At 65.4% G+C, this 19,178-nt stretch carries 13 protein-coding genes, 1 pseudogene and 2 CRISPR repeat arrays; of the genes and pseudogenes, 1 reads left to right on the forward strand and 13 read right to left on the reverse strand.

Annotation, left to right across the window (positions count from 1 at the left end; translation table 11 throughout):
• Window positions 1–158 precede the first annotated feature (158 nt).
• The 10 genes from fxlM to ACTMO_RS20540 form a co-directional block, all read right to left on the reverse strand.
• Window positions 159–1,373, reverse strand: coding sequence for a methyltransferase, FxLD system (gene fxlM / locus ACTMO_RS0106520; protein ID WP_019853865.1), 1,215 nt, complete (start codon window positions 1,371–1,373; stop codon window positions 159–161).
• 28 nt (window positions 1,374–1,401) lie between these two features.
• Window positions 1,402–2,334, reverse strand: a complete 933-nt coding sequence (locus ACTMO_RS21670) for a lanthionine synthetase C family protein (protein WP_019853866.1) — start codon at window positions 2,332–2,334, stop codon at window positions 1,402–1,404.
• Between the two features lie 155 nt (window positions 2,335–2,489).
• Window positions 2,490–3,433: direct repeats of the CRISPR family, unit length 28 nt; unit sequence GGCTCACCCCCGCGTGAGCGGGGAAACC.
• A gap of 29 nt (window positions 3,434–3,462) precedes the next feature.
• Window positions 3,463–3,798, reverse strand: coding sequence for a type I-E CRISPR-associated endoribonuclease Cas2e (gene cas2e, locus ACTMO_RS0106530; protein WP_019853867.1), 336 nt, complete (start codon window positions 3,796–3,798; stop codon window positions 3,463–3,465).
• Window positions 3,798–4,778: a type I-E CRISPR-associated endonuclease Cas1e gene (gene cas1e, locus ACTMO_RS0106535; RefSeq protein WP_026448941.1), complete on the reverse strand. Its 981-nt coding sequence runs from the start codon at window positions 4,776–4,778 to the stop codon at window positions 3,798–3,800. Before cas1e ends, cas2e begins: the two co-directional genes overlap by 1 nt.
• Entirely contained in the window at window positions 4,775–5,440 is a 666-nt protein-coding gene (cas6e, locus tag ACTMO_RS0106540) for a type I-E CRISPR-associated protein Cas6/Cse3/CasE (RefSeq protein WP_019853869.1), read from the reverse strand. The genes cas1e and cas6e overlap by 4 nt, the downstream gene beginning before the upstream one ends.
• Complete coding sequence (cas5e, locus tag ACTMO_RS0106545; protein ID WP_026448942.1) at window positions 5,437–6,189, reverse strand: type I-E CRISPR-associated protein Cas5/CasD; 753 nt, start codon at window positions 6,187–6,189, stop codon at window positions 5,437–5,439. Before cas5e ends, cas6e begins: the two co-directional genes overlap by 4 nt.
• Window positions 6,186–7,379 (reverse strand): type I-E CRISPR-associated protein Cas7/Cse4/CasC, encoded by a 1,194-nt coding sequence (gene cas7e, locus ACTMO_RS0106550; RefSeq protein ID WP_019853871.1) that lies wholly within the window; start codon window positions 7,377–7,379, stop codon window positions 6,186–6,188. The genes cas5e and cas7e overlap by 4 nt, the downstream gene beginning before the upstream one ends.
• Window positions 7,380–7,450: 71 nt before the next feature.
• A complete protein-coding gene (gene casB, locus ACTMO_RS20530; protein WP_019853872.1) occupies window positions 7,451–7,987 on the reverse strand; it encodes a type I-E CRISPR-associated protein Cse2/CasB in 537 nt (178 codons plus the stop codon).
• Window positions 7,988–8,000: 13 nt separating this feature from the next.
• On the reverse strand, window positions 8,001–9,536 hold the full coding sequence (casA, locus tag ACTMO_RS20535; protein WP_019853873.1) for a type I-E CRISPR-associated protein Cse1/CasA: 1,536 nt from the start codon (window positions 9,534–9,536) through the stop codon (window positions 8,001–8,003).
• On the reverse strand, window positions 9,533–12,127 hold the full coding sequence (locus tag ACTMO_RS20540; protein WP_084792082.1) for a CRISPR-associated helicase/endonuclease Cas3: 2,595 nt from the start codon (window positions 12,125–12,127) through the stop codon (window positions 9,533–9,535). The genes casA and ACTMO_RS20540 overlap by 4 nt, the downstream gene beginning before the upstream one ends.
• Before the next feature lie 531 nt (window positions 12,128–12,658).
• A CRISPR array of direct repeats spans window positions 12,659–14,027; the repeat unit is 28 nt; unit sequence GGCTCACCCCCGCTTGCGCGGGGAATCC.
• Between the two features lie 1,241 nt (window positions 14,028–15,268).
• On the opposite strand from ACTMO_RS20540, the pseudogene ACTMO_RS21675 reads away from it, so the two are divergent.
• Window positions 15,269–16,239: pseudogene (locus tag ACTMO_RS21675) on the forward strand (tyrosine-type recombinase/integrase).
• Between the two features lie 916 nt (window positions 16,240–17,155).
• Here ACTMO_RS21675 and ACTMO_RS0106575 read toward each other — a convergent pair.
• From ACTMO_RS0106575 to ACTMO_RS0106585, 3 genes are all read right to left on the reverse strand, one after another.
• Window positions 17,156–17,740, reverse strand: coding sequence for a TIGR03086 family metal-binding protein (locus ACTMO_RS0106575; RefSeq protein WP_019853877.1), 585 nt, complete (start codon window positions 17,738–17,740; stop codon window positions 17,156–17,158).
• Window positions 17,741–17,960: 220 nt separating this feature from the next.
• The gene (locus tag ACTMO_RS23420; RefSeq protein WP_019853878.1) at window positions 17,961–18,332 is read right to left on the reverse strand and encodes a hypothetical protein; all 372 of its coding nucleotides are present in this window, start codon (window positions 18,330–18,332) and stop codon (window positions 17,961–17,963) included.
• A complete protein-coding gene (locus ACTMO_RS0106585; RefSeq protein ID WP_019853879.1) occupies window positions 18,329–19,033 on the reverse strand; it encodes a hypothetical protein in 705 nt (234 codons plus the stop codon). Before ACTMO_RS0106585 ends, ACTMO_RS23420 begins: the two co-directional genes overlap by 4 nt.
• Window positions 19,034–19,178: the final 145 nt, after the last annotated feature.

The raw sequence follows: 19,178 nt of genomic DNA on the forward strand, positions 1-19,178 counted from the left end.
GCGCTTATGGGCTGTCCTCCCGGCCAGACATGGGGGCCGGGAGGACAGCCCAACGAGCGCCGCGCGGGCTCACGGCAGATGATGCCACCACCACGCTCCGCGACAGCACCTACCGTGCTCAGTCCACGATGGCGTGACCAGGAAGCTCACTATGGTCATCATTCTTCGGAATAGATAACGAGGAGTTTGCTGTGCCGCTTTTCGATGGATGCTTCCGGGGGATCGGTGTCGACTGGGTAGGCGGTCACGGTGGGGCGCGCGTCGCGTGCCTCCGACCAGAGTCCGAGTACCTCGATCAGCCGGTCGGCCAGTGTTTCGGCGTCCGGTCCGTGGCCGATCGCGCCGAGTTCCCATCGGGGACCGTTCTCGGTTTCGGTCCGTTGGTGGGTCACGTAGGCCAGAGAGGCACCCTGTACGAGCGCCGGGGCGCGCATGTGCTCGATCGGAGCGGCCACGTCGCGGGACACATCCGGGTGCACGTTGATCCGGCAGGTGCGGTCGTCCTCGGCGGTGAGCCGCAGCCAGATCCCGTCGAAGGGTTCGGAGCCGCCGAGGGTGTGGCCGGACCAGCGGGTGGTGCTCGGGGTGTCGAGCACGCCGCGTAGATCTTCGGGGGTCACCGGCTGGTCGCGGTCCCAGTGCAGGTTCACGGTGCCGTCCTCGGTAATCGCACCGGTCTGTTCACCCTCGGTGTCTCCGGTCAGATTGACGAATCCGCACAGCTCGACGCTATCGGAGACCAGTTTTCCGTCCTGTTCGGCGAACGCGATGCTGCGGGTTTGGCCGCGCCACCGCAGCGGGAGGACCATCCGGCCACCGGGGGTGAGCTGCTGCCACCAGGCCGGGGGGATCTCCCAGGGGGACACGGTGGCGATGATCCGGTCGTAGGGTCCGTGCTCGGGTACACCGTCGGTGCCGTCTCCGATGACCACGCGCACGTCGCCGTAACCAGCCGAGTCCAGGTTGCGACGGGCCTGCTCGGTCACGTCCTCGTCCACGTCGATGGTGGTCACGAGCTGGGAGTCGCCGGTGAGTTCGGCAAGCAGTGCGGCGTTGTATCCGGTCCCGGCTCCGATCTCCAGCACCCGATCGCCGGGACGTACGTCGAGCTGGTCGAGCATCATCGCCACGACGAACGGGGCGCTGGCACAGCTCAGTGAGGTGCCGTCGGCGAAACGGTGGGTGATCACCGCCTGGAACGGGTGGTAGGCGGTTTCCAGGTCATGCTCGGGCACGAAGTCGTGGCGCGGCATGTCCCGCAGTGCTTGCTCCACGCGCGAGTTCGTGGCGAAGCCCTTGGCGCGGACCTTGTCGACCATGCGGGCACGCAGTTCCTCGGCGGAGGCTGCGTCGGTGGTGGTCTCGGTGTTCATCGCTTCCTTTCGTGATGTTGTTGTCTGGTTACCCGTCGAGTAGTAGGCAGGCATCCCATCGCGTGAGGGGGGTCTGGTCGGTGGTGGCGGCGTGCAGCGAGAGCCGGGCTCCGGCCTCGCCGGTGAGCAGCCCCGAGTCCACCGGGGGCTGCTGGGCCAGCCGCTTCGTGACTCGGTCGATCAGCATCGGCGGATAGGCGCGGAGCCGCACGTCGTGCTGGCTCATGCGCCAGGTGGTGTGCAGCATCCCGGACCACCCGTGGCAGAGTCCCACGGCGGTGAGTTTCCCGATCTGGTGATCGTCGGCGAGGCACGCTGCGAGCGTGGTCTCGGGGAACCGCTGACGGTGGGTGTCGCCGAGGGCGAGCCCGGCGAGTTGCTGCGCGCGAGCGATACCGGGTGTGCCGTAGCACCACGACGGGCGCGGCGTCTCCCTCGGCGCTTCCCCGGTGTCCTGCTCCGGGCGGGAGACGGCGCCGGGCCAGCACATCCCGGTGCGGTCGAACCACTGGTCGAGCCAGCCGAGGATGCGGTGCATCGCGTGGGACTGCTCGGCAATCTGGATGCCGCGCCGGTGCGTCTGCGCGAGCAGCGCGAGGGGGCCCGCGATGCCGTGGGAGACCCCGAGGTTGCTGCCGTGCCTACCGTGCCACGCACTCTTAGCGCCGGTCGGGCCGTGGGCGGCCCACCAGCCGGGAAGCCCGTCCGGGCGGGGTTCGGTGAGCCGCACGAGATAGGCCAGCACGTCCCGCAGCAGCGGACCTTCCCCGTAGCGGCGCAGCAGATACGTCCCGAATCCGGTCAGCCCGGCCATGAGGTCGTACTCGCCCTTGTCGGGCAGGTCGCCGTGATCGATGCGGCGGTGGGCCGTGGCGAGGCGGACGCGGGTGATCGTCTCGATGTGCCCGTCCACGGTGGCCAGGACACGGGTCGGTTCGATCGCGGCCAGCGTGAACGCCACGGCGGGAGCGCCCTGTGGAACAGGGTCGCCTGGTTGGGGTGAGTCATCACTGGGGCGGCGAGCATCGCTCGAATCCCGTCCATCCAGGGCGCGCCCTGTTCCCGGTGCAGCAGCACGGACCCGGCCGGGCCGTCCGCGAGCGACTGTGCCCGCCGGGCTCACCCCCGCGTGAGCGGGGAAACCCGGCTGCGACGTGCTGACGCTGCCGAACATGTGGGCTCACCCCCGCGTGAGCGGGGAAACCCAAGCTCGGCGCGGCGCGCGGAGCTCCGTTTCCGGCTCACCCCCGCGTGAGCGGGGAAACCAACAGGTGCATCACGCCGAACTTCTTCTTGTAGGGCTCACCCCCGCGTGAGCGGGGAAACCAAATTCCCTCACACAGCTCCCGACGCGAACGGGGGCTCACCCCCGCGTGAGCGGGGAAACCTGACCAAATGGCCTTCGTGAGCGGTGAGTGGGGTGGCTCACCCCCGCGTGAGCGGGGAAACCCCGGTCCTGAGTCGCTGCTCAGCGACATGGGCGGGCTCACCCCCGCGTGAGCGGGGAAACCGTGCGATCTCCAGCCCCGAGGTTTGGCTCATGGGGCTCACCCCCGCGTGAGCGGGGAAACCGTTTCGCACAGTCACGCTAGTTCGTACGCGTGAGGCTCACCCCCGCGTGAGCGGGGAAACCCCACAGCCACTCCCACATCAGACCTCCCGGCCGGGCTCACCCCCGCGTGAGCGGGGAAACCCGGGGACCAGATATCGGCGTGGGCCTACCAGAAGGCTCACCCCCGCGTGAGCGGGGAAACCACGGATCCAATGCATCGACGATGGCCACGATCGGTCTCACCCCCGCGTGAGCGGGGAAACCGTAGCGTTTTTGTTCCACTCCCTGTAGGACCTGGGCTCACCCCCGCGTGAGCGGGGAAACCCCGGTTTCAATGGTTTCAACGAGATCGGGTGACGGCTCACCCCCGCGTGAGCGGGGAAACCCCTCCAACACCTCGCTGACGAGGTTCCCAGCGCGGCTCACCCCCGCGTGAGCGGGGAAACCTCGCAGCAGGACAGCACGAGCAGCGAAGGCGAGGGCTCACCCCCGCGTGAGCGGGGAAACCACTTTTTGTGCTGGGAAAATAAGTGCGATTTACCGTTTTGTGATCTCCGGTTCGGAATCGTTGTCAGGGGTCAGTGTCCAGGAGACGAGTGAGAGGCCGTCGAGGTCGACGATCGTTCGGCCTCTGGTTCCGGGGCCGTGGGTGTGGATGTTGTAGCCTTGTTCGTTGTCGGCGTTGCAGATGAGCGCGGCCCAGCCTTCCTGGTCGTCGATGCTCTCGCAGACGGCTTGCCACAGGTATTCTCGGACGCGGTTGGTCAGTGTGCCGACGTAGACTCCCGGAGCAGGTTCGAGCATCCAGCGGGTCAGGGCTCCGCGAGTGCCGTCCGCGACGGCGCTGGTGGTGATAACGGCGAAGGTGCTCATCAGAATTCCGGATCATCGTTGTTGTCGTCCAGGCTGGCGTAGTTGACCCCGGCGGGCACGTTGGTCTCTGGATCCCACAGGTCGACCACTCCGGTGGGGGCGTCTTTCTCGGGTGCGGCGCCACCGTTGAGGACGTAGCGGATGTCGCGGATCATGCGGGGGACGAGTCTGAGTAGTCGGGCGTTTTCACGTAGCCGGTAGCGCATGTCCCGGTCGGGATGGGCGCTTTGGGCCAGGGCGAAAGCGATCGGAACGGTGAGTTCTGCTTTGTACAGATCGGCGATGTCGTAGGTGAAGGCGCGTTGGTTGTGCTCGTGGATGATGCCCAAGGCGGGCGAGGCACCGAGGCTGAGCAGCACGGCGGTGCATATTCCGTAGAGTGCGCTGTTGCCCGCGGTGATGGCCTGGTTGACCGGATCGCTGGCGCTGAAGTCGTGGGGATCGTAGGAGCGGCGGAACGGCCCCACCCGATGCTTTTTCGCCAGCGCCTTGTAGGTGGCTTTCATCCTGGCTCCCTCCAGGCTCCTCAACCGAGCTACGCCCGCGTCCTCCGGAGGTGATTCCCCGAAACGGAGTTGGAAGTGCCGGTGCGCCGCGGTGATGCGCTGGTCGTCATCGGTCAGGAGCTGGACTTGTTGATGCAACAGTTCGGTGGAGGTGCTTTCGTGCAGGAAGGCGGAATAGCAGCGCACTCCACCGGAACCCACCCAGCCGAGCACGGTCCCGTCTCTGGTCAAGGCGGTGACGGCGGCGTGGGTGACGCTGGTGCCCGGCCCGAGCAGGAGGCAGGCCAGGCTGGCGGTCGGTAAGTAGACGCGGTCGATCGTGCCGGTATCGGGGTGTTCGGTCTGTGCGCACACACCGTTGCGGTCGGCCACGACTCGAACGCTGTCCACGTAGAGATAGGTGATGCGGTCTTTGACCGGGTGGAGCCCGAGCACGCTGGGCGCACCGAGTGCTTGGGGAAGCCGTTGGTTCACCGGTCACCACCCGTCAGGGGGACGAGGGACAGCATCCCGCAGCCGTAGGATTTCGCACGTCCGATTCCTTCCAGGACAGCGCGGAAGGTTGCCTCGGGATGAGTGACCGTGGCGCTCCCGTCGAACTGAGTGGCCCCGTGGTAGTGGGGTCGTCGTGAACGCTGCGATTTGTCCCCGACCAGTCGGTATTCACGGGTGAGCATGGCTGATTCGAGCTCGAGTCCTGCCTCTTCGGCGCGACGGTGCCACCAGGCCACGGCATGGTCCCCGACTAGCTGGCGTCGTTGTTTCCTGCCTTCGTCGGTGGTTTCGATACGGGTGGGATTGGCGACGATCCGGTAACGGGCTCGCATCCCGACTTCCAGCGCGGTGAGCAGAGGACCGAGGTCGCGATGCGCGGTGGTGGCGTAGCCACGTGGGAGTCGGGTGGTGTCGGGGGTGAGGGTGGACTGGATGAGCACGACGGCTTCTGCGTGACTGTGTTCCACGCGGTGGAGAACACCGGCTTCGGCACGAGGGTTGTTTCCGAGCGAGTCGGGGAACAAGGACATGACACGGCGGTGCATTCGATCTACATTGGCCAGTTCCCGGCCGGTGGCCGGATGACGCGGGTTCAGCCGGAGTTGCGTCAGCATCGCCGTGCGTGGGGCGGTTGTGGTCATGCGGCTTCCTCCAAGGCCGTGGAGAGGGCATCGAGGTAGTCGGTGCCGTACCCGCCGCACAGGCCGGCGGGGAGGACGCGCCGGTAGCGGTAGGCGGGACGGCTGTGGTAGCTGCGGTGGTCGGGGGTGAAATCCCGCGGGTCGTCGGCGACGTTGTCTGTCCAACCTGTGGGCTCGTCCGGAGGATGTTCGGAGACGAATTCCACGGTCACCGATTTCTCATGCGGAACAGGTCTAGCCAGCGGAAGACGCTGGTGCAACCAGGTGTGGGGGTCGTCCACTGCGGTGATCAGGAACGGAGTGTCCGGAGGACATGCTCGACGCCCGAGGTAGCCAGCCCAGTAGGGATGACGCAGCGCTTGCTCAGCCTCGGTGAGCATCGTGCCGTCCGAGCTGGTCACCGCCACGGTGAACACTGCGTCGGACAAGTAGTGCCGGTTGGAGACCAGTGTGCCCGTGCCTTCTTGCCGGTAACCGCCTTTGGCGGTCGGGACGGTCTGCTTCGATGGCCGTCCCCCGCCGACGGTGTGGAAGTCGACGAGATGAGTACCGGGCCGGTCGATACGCACCAGAAACCGCAATGAGGAAAAACGCTCGGGGTTCATGGTACGGGGATGTCCTCCGGAGGCGGCGATGAGGCCGATTAGCCCGGAGCGGGTCGGGTAGGGGTGTGTGTCCCGTTCGGTCCAAGCCGAATGGGTGCCCCACGACTGCAGGGGTCCGCCCAGACGGAGTAGGAGCCCACTCATGCCGCATCCCCCGCTCGGTTCGTGCTGTCAGTAATCAGGTCGTGCAGGCTGTCGTAGCCTTCGCCGAGTTGGTCGTAGGGCTCGGCGGCGATCGAGGCGTGGCCGTGCCAGAACAGTCCGTCGGTGCCGAGGAAACGGTGCAGCCTGCCGGTGTAGTGGGCGAGCTGCTCACGCGACGGTTCCGCGTAGCCGCTTCCGTTGTGGCTGCGCACGGGCTTTTCGAACGCTCCCGCCAGCGACAGCGGATCGTGCCGCAGCGCCAGATACACCAGCTCGGGACGGGTGGTGGCTCCGGTGGTGCGCTGCTTTCCGCTGGGGACGGCTTCACAGAAGGCGCGCAGGTAGGCGTCGACCACTCGTAGGGCGTCGTCGAAGCCGTCCCGCGTCTTGTCCGTACCGCTGAGGTTGGTGGCGAGGTCGGTGAGGTTGACGCTGCTGTAGCGGTAGAACACACCGCTGGTGAACTCGGCTGTGGCCAAATGTCCGGAGCCTGTCGCAGCCGGGGGATTGAGGTCGTCGACGGCAGTGAAGAAGTCGAAGTCCATCGCTGATTCGTGTGTGGTGAACGCGTGGGCGAACAGACTCGCCCCGTCGACGCGGTGGCCGGGGATCTCGGCCAGCATCCGTCCGAGCAGGTTGATCGAGGGGGAACGGCGACGCAGGATGTCCTCCACGGTGGCCACCGGTAGCACCGGCCGCAGCTTGTCCTGTTTCTTCGGACGTTCCTTCTTGGTGACTTCCTGCTGCGACGGCAACGGCATGTCCGCGATGGCATCGGGGTACTGCTCGGCCAGGTCCGAGAGTTCCGTGATCACAGCTCGAGGAACCCAGAACAGCACATCGGACTGGTCGTCGTCCGGCGTGGGGAACAACCCGCCTTCCTTGGTGTCTTTGCGGGTCGCTGCCTGGTCCGCGCTGATCAGCACCGCACGTCCGGCCTTGCGGGCCGTGTCGTGATCCCAGCCGCGGTGTTCCAGCTCCTCCTGCACGGCTTTGGGGATTCGACGGGTGCGGACCGTGGGTTCGTCGAGTTGCTGTTCGAGTTCGAAACGGACGGCGCGTTTCCAGGATTGACTGGACACGCGTGTGCGCGTCGATCCACCGTAGACACAGCTTTTCGGGCTGCCCAGCGCGTCGCGGTTCAAGTTCGAGTACGGGACAGGCTGCAAGGCGTGAATGTCCAGGTGCATGTTCTTTCCTTTCGGAATTCCTTGTCTGTTTCTTGGGCCGATGCCGGAGAAGATCGAGAAGGGGGTGGAGTTTATGAGGAGGAAGTTGTGGAGGCGAGGGAACGGTAGTAGCTCTGCAGCCAGGTCTTGGCGATTCGGCGAGACTGCCAGGGCCAGCGACCGGCATCGTCGAACAGCCGCGCGAAATCGACCGGTATCCCGGTGTCGCGCAGCGCGAGTACGACGGTGGTGAGGTACCGGCAGAGCGTACCGGGGTTTTGGCGGACCACGAGATGCAGGTAGTTCTCCGTGGTGGCGGGGGCGAGTACGTGGTGTTGGGTGGCGAAGGCCAAGGACTCGCCGAGATCGCGGGGGGCGTTCTCCACGGTGGGGACGGCGGTTTCGGGGGCGTGTGCGATGAGTGCGGCGATCGTGTAGTGGACGCGTTCCTTGTCGGGGTGGATATCTTCCTCCAGCCACGGGGCGACGAAAGAGTGCATGCGGTGGCACTGGTCGGGTTCTCGTCCTATCCCGGTGCGCAGCGCGGTGCGTATGGCCGGGTTCGCAGTGGCCTGGGTGGCGATGTCGGTGACGAAGCGGGTCGCGTAGTCGCTGGCTGCACGGGTCATGGGTGGTTTCCTCTTATTGCTCGCGGGGTTCGGCTTTGGCCGCTGCGTTGATCAGGTTCTGGCGGGCGGTGGCGAGTGCGTGGCCCACCGGAGGATGATGGGCTTCGTGGTCGGTGGCTGCCTCCAGTGCCTGCAGCGCGCAGTCCGTGCAGGCACGGTACGGTTCGGTGAAGTCCTCCTCGTACATCCGTTCCCAGAACACCGTTTCCGCGGTGGGCCAGTAGTGGCGCAGTGCAGGGGCCACCCATGGCACGTCTCCGCTGCCTGCTCGACCACTGTTGATACTCAGGGAGTGGTAGGCCCTGCGCAGCTCCGAGACCAACCTGGTCGCGACGGTTTCCGCAGCGTCGTGCAGTTGCCTGGCGCCGTCGGCGGCACGGGGATTCTCTGTCTCGAGCCAGGGCATGATCGGTGGAGTCGTCGCGGTCATCCACTGGCGATCGCGGGACTGACGGTCCTGGTCGACCCCGTGGACGCGGACGCGGAGCGCGTCCCTGACCCCCTTCGGTAGTCCTGTGGCCTCCGTGAGAACGGCGGGACGTGTGTGCGTGTCCGTGTCGGCCAGCAGCGCGTCCAGGTCTCGCCAGATGGCCCGGTCGGCCTGAGCGCTCCGGTCGGTCCACTCGCCGCTCTTCGTGCGTTGCCGAATCGTGTACGGGTCGGCAACGGGGGGATGGGGTTTCTTGTAGGCCCAGGTCAGACGACATTGGGTCACGTGTTCGCCGGTCTCGTTCGGATGTAGCAGCAACGCGTGCCGGCATCGCCCGACCAGAATCCCCGCAGGCCAGGTCACAGGTGGTGGATGCCCCAGTGGGTCGGGAAGCTCGTGCCGTTCCCACGGAGCCAGGTCGGCTACATCGGACTCGTGCTCATGGTTCGGCCCAGGCACTCCGAGGACCAGTGTCTCCAGCAGGTTGCGGCCGAGCGGATGATGGCTGAGCACGCCTCGCAACGGACCGCTGCTCATGTACTGATCGGAGACCGTCTGACCGAACCCGTCGGTGACGGTGCGTTTCCCTCCGGTTCCGCCGGATCCGTAGAAACTGTGCACCAACAGATACAGAACCGCCTCCGCCGTCGGCAGCGCCGGTGCGTGTCCGTGGTGAGTGTGGCGAAACCACACGGGAGAGTTGTCCCCGGGACGACTCGGATCGAGCTGGTTGATGCTTTTGATTTCTGCCTGCTCGACCAAACGCGGATCCTGCATCCAGGGGCGGGCGGAGTCGAACAGGTTCCACGCTCCCGGGTCGGCGTCGAGGTAGGCGTCGACAGCGTCTTTGTCGAATTGGCCCTCGCGCAGCACGGTGCTGCGAGCCTTTTTCCACTCCTCCGAAAAAAGGTGTTGGTCGAGACCGGTCACGCGGGCGGTGATGGTGTACAGCACCCGAAGCAGTCCCACGGCTGCGGGAGGAACCGTCACTGCCAGGTCTTCTGTTTCGTGCGCGTGGTGAAAGACCTCGCGCAGGGAGAGGGGGAGTGTGATCCCGTTCTTGGTGACCACAGGTATCCATCGCTGGTCACGCAGGTCGAAGGCGGCCGAAGACGTCACGTGTGTCCCTTCGTGTGGCGAACCAGTCCCAGTTCGGGGTCGACGGTCAGCGAGCCGTAGGTCGGCGCGGGCAGAACGCGGGCATCCCGCAGTGTCGGTGTCCGTGACCAGGTCGACTGCGGTTGCAACTCCAGCTCGTCGACCCAATTACCAGGACACGGGATGGAATGGTCGATCAATTGGTTAATCGTGTCCGAGTTCGGTCGTTGGGTGGGCCAGGGACGTGTGTGGGCGGCGTCCAGCCACTGACGACCATCGCTGCTGGTGTACTGCGGAATCACCCGTACCGTGTCCACACCCAGACGTGTGGACACATCGGCCTCGGTGACCTCCGGTTCGGTCATCCGGGCCAGGTCGTCAACCTGGTCCGGTTCGGGGACACGTACCAACGCCGCCTGTTGGTGCTGTGCGCGGTTCTGACTGAACTGTTCGTCCCACAGCTGTTGCAGCTGACTGTCGCTGGTTCCGCTGGTGGCCGCGTGCACCTGCTGCACCAAGGGGTTCACGTCGGTGGGGACCTCCAAGGTCGGATCGCGCTCGGTCAGCACACGGTGTGTGGCCACCATCTCGAACGGCGGGTAGATTTCTCCCCACTCAGGTGGAACTGGGGGATCGGCGGATTCGTCGACCGGATCGAGCACATCCACTGTCGGTACCGGACACCACGATGGACGCTGGTACTCCTCGTGCCACTGCGGCAGAGGATGGCGCTGGCACCGCCCCAGCCGTTGGATCAGCCACGCGATCGGTGCGATTTCACTGACGATCCGGTCGAAGTCCACGTCCAGGCTTTGTTCCAGTATCTGAGTGGCGACCACGATCGCCTTCGCTGGACGCGTATTGTTGCCAACCCCGTACTTGCCGAACCGGCCGGTCAAGTTCGTGGTAATGGTTTCACGTTCGTGTAGCGGAAAGCGCGCGTGCAGCAGAATGAGCTCGACATCGTCCGGAGCCTCGGTTTTCAGCGCCGTGTAGGTATGTTGGGCGCTGGCGACGGTGTTGCACAACACCGCCAGGCATCCGCCTTGCCGGGAGACGCGCTCGACGAATCCCCGTAGAATCTCCTGACGCGCCGAGCCGCTACGGCGATGCGGATGGTGGCACAACCTCGCCGTTCGAGCGCCCTCCGTGGCCATCGTCGAGACTGTCGTCGTCGACGGTTGCACCAGGTTTCCGCTCGCGGTCACGAACGCCCACCCCGGGTACGGCAGATCCAGCTCCTCCTTGAGGTGGCTGCCCGCACCGGACAGATACGCTCGCACGAGGTTCCGGCTCACCGGCTGCGGCAGCGTGGCCGACAGCAACACCACCGGCACACCCAGCCGGCCGCACCAGGACAGCAGTCGTGCGAGCAGGGCTTGCATGAACGGGTCGTAGGCATGCGCCTCATCGACGATCAGGGTCTTGTTCATCAACCCGTGCAGCCGCAGCATGTTGTGTCGTGCTGCCAGTGCGGCCAGCAACGCCTGATCGATCGTGCCCACCGAGATTCCGGCCAGCAGAGTCCGTTTCAACGGCCGCAACCAGGCACTGACCGTTACGTCGGCGCTGTAGGCGGGCTGAAACGCCGCCATCGAATGCGCCAAGGTGACGGGGATGGGGGGCACCGCGGTAGCACTGGAATACTCAGTAAGCCGAGTACGCATTTCATTGGCCGTGGCCATCGTGGGAAGCCCCGCGTACAGGCCGGACCGTCCTGTGGCCTGACCCAGCGCGTGGGCGGCCAAGAGCCCCGCTTCCGTTTTCCCCGTACCGGTCGAGTCAGTGATCACCAACAGGCCCGGTCCGTTCACGTGGGGTATCAGCTCATCGATGATGGAGCGTTGCAGCACTGATGGAGCGAAGCCCCACACACCTTGGGTGCTGATCCGTTCGACGAACTCCGGCCTGTTCAAACCAGCTTGCGTGATCTCCGTTCCCATGGCGGGGACCGTGTAGCCGTACCGTGCTTCCAGTTCTTCCGGAGCGTGTTCCAGCTGCCGGTGTATGAAGTCCTCGTTCGAGGACAACCAGTCAGCCACGATCACCACACCGGACAGCACCACAGCCACCGGTGCGGGGATCGTCTCCGGCAGCCTTGGGTTATCCAGCACGGAACGCACCGAACTGGTCACGTCGGAACGAATCGCGTGCCACTCCTGTTCGCCCAGGTTCGCGACACGTCGAACCGGCTGCTCCACGTCCCGCTCCCGCGGCGAGTAGTAGACCCCGTGGTGTCCGCCCAGAAGTTGTCCGATCCGGTACGCGACGTCCGCGGTCAATAATCCGTCGTCGCTCAGTCCCAGCAGAGTGGGTAGTGCCAGGTGCGTCGCCTCGTCATGAGCAAGCCAGCCAGTAGTTCCGGGTTTTGGCCATTGCTGCTGGAAGCACGGGATGGCTTTTCCGATGTCGTGCAGCCCGGCCAACAGTGCGACCAGCCGAGCCGAGTCCGCGTCGTTCATCCCCAGTTCGGTGGCGATCTGTCGTCGCGCCCCCAGCGTGAGATGCATGTGCCACAGCGCTGTGGCCCCCGCCGCAGCGTCGATCAGGTGCCACTCCAGCGGATACGGCCTCGGCAGTCCCCGCGACTTGCCCCACACGTATAAATGCATTGGACCCCAAAGTTCTTTGGTAGAACAGCCAACCTTTGTGAAGGTTACTGTAACTGGCTGGGGACTTGGGGTGAACAAGGGGGTCGACGCTGACCTGATCTGCTAGCTCTATCCGAAGAGTTCAGTGCAACGAGGTTGTCTTCTTGTCGCTCCACAAGCAGCACGGTATGCGCCCATTGAGGGGACGGAGACACTTACTGGTGTACTGTTCGACTACCCTTAGGGGAGATCCCCACACGGTGGGGGTGTACCGGTTGGCTGTTCGACGAGAGGTGTCTTGTCGCAGTTCCCCACGACCACGTAGCAGGGCCTGATCACGGACCGAATTACCTGATCAGAACTCTGTTCGCTAGTGGGGGGAGGCCACGGTTAACAAGAGTGGAAGCGACCTCTGACGGTGGTAGTACCTCAGCGTGCCGCCACCGTCAGAGGCCGGGTCTTCCTGCTATTTATCGGTGACTCAGAGCATCTTCGGTCTCACACCGCTCGCGTGGGGAGTTCGACGGCCTCGGCGGCGAGCAACGTGTCCAAGGCTCACCCCCGCTCGCGCGGGGAAAACGCGTTGGCGACGGCGGCGGGGTTGGACGCGGAGGGCTCACCCCCGCTTGCGCGGGGAATCCTGGCCGCCTCGACCAGGGATGACAGATCCACGGGGCTCACCCCCGCTTGCGCGGGGAATCCCACGCGAAGGCCACGCCGACGGCAGCCGCCGACGGCTCACCCCCGCTTGCGCGGGGAATCCGACCGCCGCCGGAAACGCCGCCGCACCGGCGCCGGCTCACCCCCGCTTGCGCGGGGAATCCTGCGGGTCGGTCATGTCACAGACCCGCAGCTGCGGCTCACCCCCGCTTGCGCGGGGAATCCGCGCCGCACTCAGCGGGCCAACCTACGGGCAGAGGCTCACCCCCGCTTGCGCGGGGAATCCCGTCGCAGGAAAGTCCGGGCGCTCTCGCTGGCGGGCTCACCCCCGCTTGCGCGGGGAATCCTAGACGAGGCTGACCGCGAGGCGCGCGAATATCGGCTCACCCCCGCTTGCGCGGGGAATCCATCACGCGTCGTAGGGGTGTACGAACAGCTCCGGGCTCACCCCCGCTTGCGCGGGGAATCCAATGTCAGATACTGACCAAGGGTCCCATCCTGCGGCTCACCCCCGCTTGCGCGGGGAATCCGGGTACATACCGGTCAGGAACGGGTACCATTGAGGCTCACCCCCGCTTGCGCGGGGAATCCTACACGTGGAAGAAAACCGCAGGTCATACAGCCGGCTCACCCCCGCTTGCGCGGGGAATCCACATGTCAGAGTTTTACGCCAGGTCTCACGACGGGCTCACCCCCGCTTGCGCGGGGAATCCGGTCTTGCGGTGGAACGCGAGAGAGTCGTCCACGGCTCACCCCCGCTTGCGCGGGGAATCCCCTCGGGCTCCGACATAGACGTGGCGGAGGTCGGCTCACCCCCGCTTGCGCGGGGAATCCGTCAACGCCTGCAAGCGTGGGGTGCCCAGCCTGGGCTCACCCCCGCTTGCGCGGGGAATCCTCCATGTACGTGGAGATGTGCTCGTAGGCCTGGGGCTCACCCCCGCTTGCGCGGGGAATCCCGAACCAGCTCGCAGACCACCCCGTAGTCTTCGGGCTCACCCCCGCTTGCGCGGGGAATCCGGCAGCTGACCGCGGCGTTTCGGGCGGCCGGGAGGCTCACCCCCGCTTGCGCGGGGAATCCTAAGAGCATCCTCCTCGCCCAGCTAGCGTCGTGGGCTCACCCCCGCTTGCGCGGGGAATCCGGATAATGCCACGATTGAAAGAAAAGGCCGAGCGGCTCACCCCCGCTTGCGCGGGGAATCCCGAACTCCTCGGTGGCTATCGCAAGAGCCTCAGGGCTCACCCCCGCTTGCGCGGGGAATCCCCTTTTTGTGCTGGGAAAATCAGAGTGGGTTACCGTTTTGTGATCTTGTGGTGTGCTCGCTTGCCGCGATGTCGGAAGGTGTGGGGAGGGGCATCGACGATCAGTCTGTCATCGAAGGCGTAGTTCGTGTAGCCGCATGGTCGTGTTTGCCTCGAGCAGCGTGTGAACTCTGGCTGCTACGCGGGCTGGTGACCGGACCGGACGAGTGTCGTCAATAAGCATCTTTGTCAAGGAAACACTGACGTCGTTGTAGATCAGGTGATACTTCGATCCGGTTGTGTCTCGCTTGACCGCGAAGGGAACGGTTATCGAGCCGCCCTTTCTATGCGGAGGTGGGAAAGGCCGTGATGTTGAGAACAGTCGCCCCGCTCGGCATGTTTAGCTCGGCCCGAACCACAGCTTCTGCACAGCTCATCTCTCTGGATGCCGGTGGATCACACGAACGGCCTCCTTACGCTCTTGAGCGAGCAACGACGGTTTCGGGCCTGTCTGTTGGCAGCGCACACCGGCAGCAGAGGCTCGGCCGATGCCTAGTGAGCTTCGGAGAGGATTCGCGGAACTGATGGTGGTCTCCGGGGCAAAATCGGACGTGACCGTAGGGCGTGTGGCACGCTCGCTCGGTGTGCGGTTGGTCCTGTCGCGGACATGTTGATTTCCCAGATGCGCGATAGCGAGTGTGCTTCGAGGGGAGAGGTCGTGTCGTCGAAATCCAGAGCGGAGCGTGTTGTCGAGGGCCTCGTTCCGGTGGGAAGACCGACTGGTGGTCGGGTTCCGCGGCTTCCGGTGGCGGCGTTGTCGTCGACCGGTACGAGCTCGATGACCTATGGGATCGCGGCTGTTGATGCGAGTGGCCGGGTGAGTGAGCGTGGTGTGCTGCGGTCTTTGGGCTGGCGAACCGGCGATCGTGTTCGGGCGTGGTGCTCTGGGAACGCGGTGATCGTGCGGAGCTGTGTGGAAGGTGAGCTCGCGGCTGCCGAACGGGGGAGAGGGCCGATTCCGAGTTTGCTGCGTGAGCGGTGCGCGATTCGTCCCGGAGATCGTGTGTTGTTGGCGGGCTCCGTCGAGTACGGAGTGCTCATCGTACACACGATGTCGACGGTGGAGGCGATGCTCGCGTGCCATCACGCAGCACATGACGGCCAGGAGGCGGGGGAGGCGTTGTGAGTTCCTACGACGCACTCAGTCCGGATACCGGTCATCATCCGGCTGAGGTGGAGGCAGCGCGGCTGGTGTTGACCCGGATGGGCGTTTCTCCGGAGGAGCTCGTCAACACACCAGGTCAGCGGAAGACGGTGCCTGTGTTCGCCGAGTACGTTCCCCGGGTGGCCGAGGCGGTCTCGGTGGGGACTTCTCGGGCGTATCGGTCGTACTGGAATCGGGTCGTACGTGAGTGGGGAGAACGTCGACTGGATGAGCCCACCCCTCGGAGATTCGTCGGCTCGCCGAGCACATCCGCGGTCAGGTCATGCACCGGCGCAACACACGTGGCGGTTGCTGCGCGGTGGAACACCTGATCGCGGCGTTGCGGTGCATATACAGTCACGCGGTGGCCGACGGGCTGCTCGACGAGGCGGACAACCCCGCCCTGCGGGTGCGAAAGCCCCGTCGGTTGCCGAGTACGCGGCGGGGGCTGTCGGACGAGAGCATGGCCGCGATCAACCGGGTGGCCGGTCAGACCGGCAACGACCCGATGCTGGACACGCTGTTGCTGCGGTTGCACACCGAGACCGCCTGCCGTAGGGGAGGGGCGTTGGCCTTAACCCTTGCCGATCTGGATGAGACGCAGTGTGTGGTTCTGCTGCGAGAGAAAAACGATACCGTGCGCTGGCAGCCTGTCTCCCCGACGCTCATGCGTCATCTTCGTGAGCACGCCGAGCAACGCGGTGCCGAGACTTCCGATGATGCCCTGCTGCGGTACCGCTCGGGAAAACCGTTGACTCGACGGCGCTACGACCATCTCTGGCACCGGCTGGGCCAGCATCTGCCGTGGGTGGCCACGCAGCAGATCAGCACCCACTGGCTGCGGCACACCACCCTCACGTGGGTGGAGCGCCACTTCGGCTACGCCATCGCTCGTGCCTGGGCCGGGCACACCGACTCCAGTCATGCCAGTGCGACCACCATGTATATTCGTGCTGATCTTGCCGATATCGCCACCGCCCTGGCGGCACTCACCGGCGAGCGGCACCCTCTGGCCGAATCCCGGAAATGATCCGAGACCTTCACAGGATTCCGCCATGGCAGCGGAGACTCCACTGCCGATATCTCTGCTGAGCTGGCGGTGTCGACGTACGAGCACACATCGTTCGTGACTTCGCGAAGTGGTGCTCCTCGTGTGTGACAGGCCGATGGTCTGTTACGGTCTCGGTATGCTTTCCCCAAAGTGGGGAAATTTCCCTGGTCGGAGGACTCCAGTCCTCCTCCGACACCCTTATCGTTCACCCGGCCTGCTGGCTGGATGGTGACGTTGGCTCTCCGAGCGAGTCGAGCCGCGCGTGAATCTCGTCGGCCTCGCTCAGAGAGCTGGTGATGGGAACGTCGAACTCGGCCTTGGCCGCTGGCCGTTTTCGGCTTGGCTCTCGTTGGCCGTCTCGACCAACGCTGGAGGCTCGGCGGTTTCACAGTGGATTCCAAACCGGACTCTGGAGCAAGTTACACCAAACGGTGCCGGACGAGCTCGGTGCCGAGGGCGGGATCGAATGGGCTTGCGCGCTGGTCGACACGGTCACGATTCGCGCCAGTGCACCTCGACGTGGGGCACCGCTACCGAGGGCGAGGATTCGGTGAACTCGCTCTGACCGACCGTCGACACCGCACCGGCAGCCGATGGTGACCCCAGGCCGCAGACCGTGAATGAAGCCCGGCCGTGCGGGCCGGGAACAGCGGAGACGATACATGACCGAGCTGACCAGCGCTGTCAAAGATCATCGCGAGCACCACACACCCACGGCGGGCATGTCCACGCCGCTGTATGCACCTCGACAGAGTTGCCCGAGCGGGCTGGAGATGAACCGAAGCCCTAGGACAATCTCACCCACGCGTGTATGCCGGGACTGAACGATCGCGGCGGTCGGGGCTTGGGACGTCTCGTCGTGTCGGGGTGGGTGTACCCGTGGCTGGGGGCGGGGTCAGGCTGGCGTCCACTGGGGGTCGCGGCCGGTCAGTCCGAGCAGTCGCTCGAGGTCGGGAGCGTCGGCAGGGACGGGCACGACCGGACCGTAGAGACCCTCGCGGTCAGCCTCCTGGCCGGGCTCGGACATCGCGGCGGCGAAGTTCAGGCACGCGGTCACGCTGACGGGGTCGGCGTGGAAGGCCTGCCCCGTGGCCCGCGCCAGGTCCCAACCGTGCAGCACCAGTTCGTCGAGGGCCACCACGCCCATCGTCTCCGCGGGCATCACGACACCGCCGGCTTCGGCCTCGCCCTGCCAGGCCTCGGGCGTGTTCCACGCGGCGACCAGCGCGTCCAAGCGCTCATGTAGCTGAACCTTCCAATCGCTCGGCAGTCTCCCATCGAGCTCAGTGGTGTCTGCCCGCAATGGTGTCTTGTTGGCCGCAGCGGTAAAGGCCGCCGTCAGTCCGAGCAGATGGTCCAGCAGAAGGGCTACCGTCCAGTCCTCGCAGGGCGTTGCTGAGTCCAGCTGGTCGTGGTTCACCCCGTCGGCGAGGCGAGCCACCTGGGCTGCCGCGGGGGCAAGGTCGTAGGTGGTTGTCATGGGTATCCTCCGGTGAGCTCCTTCGCGGTCTGTCCCTCTACGCCTTCACTGTGCAGTGGGCTCGTGACCACGCAACTCGTCGTTGCGGCGATACCGGACCCCGAACTCGGTGTGACCGACCGGTCGTGGACGCCGCACCGGCAGTCGATGGTGACCCCAGCCCGAACTGCGGCTCGGATCGAGTCGTTACGCCGCATCCGGAAGGCCGCAGCGAACCGGATCATTCCCGATCCGGCTGCGAGAGGTGGGGGCTCGAGATGACCACCTCATCGCTGTTCCGCGTGACGTCGGCGACCTTGGTTCGCTCGAACACCCCAGCCGAAGAAGAGGGCAGGGCACGACTGGGGTCGTAGTCACAGTCGATGTCGTGCGTTGTGGGAGTTGACCCAACAGCCGCAGAACTCGGCCTCTCCGGCAGCACCGCGTCCTGACCACGTTCGGCGAGCCGCGGCGCCGCCGCCGCCATGCCACCCATGCCCCCGCCGACCACGGCCACATCGTACGTGAGGTCGCCATCGAGGCTTGGGAGGATGTCCGCGGGCGGGCCGATCCAGCCGGTGAAAGTGCTGTACTCCACGTTGTCGGTCTTCATGACTTCGCGCTCGCTTCCTGAGTCGGCTCGACACCCGTCGCTACGTTGTGGGCGTGCAGTGCGCGGTATGCGAAGTAGTAGACGAACCCCTGGGTGCCCCACGTCGCCAGGGCGGCGGTGTAGAAGATCGTGCGCTGCTCGTCGTCGAACGGGAGCGGAAAGAAGTCGTAGGTGATCGCGATGATCGACGCCGCAGCGGTGACCAGACCCGTCCAGATCGCGAGCCGTTTGGAGCCGATGCTCCAGAGTCGCCTGGCGAAGTAAGCCAGGAAGAGTGTCGTGAGCAGGTTGACCACGACGTAGAACGTTGCGACGTAGAATGCTGCGGGGGCGGCATGAATGTCCTCGCCGTGGAAGTGCCGGAGGTAGAGTCCGGCGGCGACGGCGAGTCCGAACACGCCGATGTCGACGGCGAGCGTCGGTTTGTACCGATGAGTGACGACCATCAGACCCAGGACGAGGATCAGCGTGATGCCGACCGATCGTGAGAACGCGTCGAGGAAGTACGCGATGTCGTAGAAGACGCTGTCCTCGTCGCCTCCGAGCAGTGACCAGAGGAGGAAGTTGGAGCCGGACGTCGCGACGATCATCCACTCCAGCCCGAGGAGGTAATTGCTGTGGTTCCGGATGAACTTCCACCCGAAGACGAAGCCGGCGAAGATCATCCATAGATCCGCCAGCAGGAAGATCAGATCCTTCACTGTCCTGGTTCCTCTCGAGGTTCAGGTCGGGGCTGGAACGACGTGGCGACCGGTGCTCGATCGCGAAATCAGACGGTCATCGCGTGCATGGCTGCCGAATTGTTCGAACGAACTCAGCCACTTCGGATTTGAGCGATAATGGTGC

This window comes from Actinopolyspora mortivallis DSM 44261, from assembly GCF_000384035.1.
In the GTDB taxonomy this organism is placed as follows: Bacteria; Actinomycetota; Actinomycetes; order Mycobacteriales; family Pseudonocardiaceae; genus Actinopolyspora; species Actinopolyspora mortivallis.